Below are 530 nucleotides of genomic sequence, written 5' to 3'. Positions count from 1 at the left end.
GCTGGATGAGGTGCGGGCGATCCATGCCGGCGGCGGCAACGGCTCGATCGTCGGCCGCAACGCCTTCCAGCGGCCGAAGGCCGAGGCACTGAAGCTGCTGAACGACATCATCGACGTGTACAGGACGTGAATTTCTTCTGTTGAGGCGACGGAAAAGCCTTGGTTTCCGGGGCCATTCTTTGGCCGTCAGTGCCGAAGGGGGCACATGTAGGGGCACATCGAAACCGGATCGAGCGGTGTCAGGACCGGCGCCGGGGTAGGCGTGCTGCGGCAGCCTCAGGTTAGGCCAACGGGTCGTCGTCCACCTCTTCAAAACCCCCCTCGGGGGCATCGACTACCTCGCCATCCTCGGCCTCGACCTCGATGTAGTGACTGCCGTCGGCGGCGATCTTGATCGGTTCCTTACCCTCGATCACCCGGAGCATCATCAGCAGCGTGGTGCGGGTCGTGTCGCCAAGCGGGTCCATCTCCAGGCGCATCGTTGCAGCCTTCAGGCCCAGAACGTCGGACATGAGGCTCAAGCCCTGAAG

At 63.6% G+C, this 530-nt stretch carries 1 protein-coding gene and 1 pseudogene; one reads left to right on the top strand and one right to left on the bottom strand.

Translation table 11 applies throughout. The annotated features are described in order from the left end of the window. Positions 1-130, top strand: a pseudogene (locus AC1DWF_RS38250) (class I fructose-bisphosphate aldolase); the annotation flags it as partial. 151 nt (positions 131-281) lie between these two features. Here AC1DWF_RS38250 and AC1DWF_RS38245 read toward each other — a convergent pair. Then, positions 282-530 (bottom strand): hypothetical protein (locus AC1DWF_RS38245; protein WP_476843611.1); only part of this gene is annotated, 249 nt, incomplete at its 5' end.

This window comes from Aminobacter sp. P4_D5 (assembly GCF_056401815.1).
Note: the sequence above shows the minus strand (reverse complement) of the source record. Positions and strands in the feature narration are given on the sequence as shown.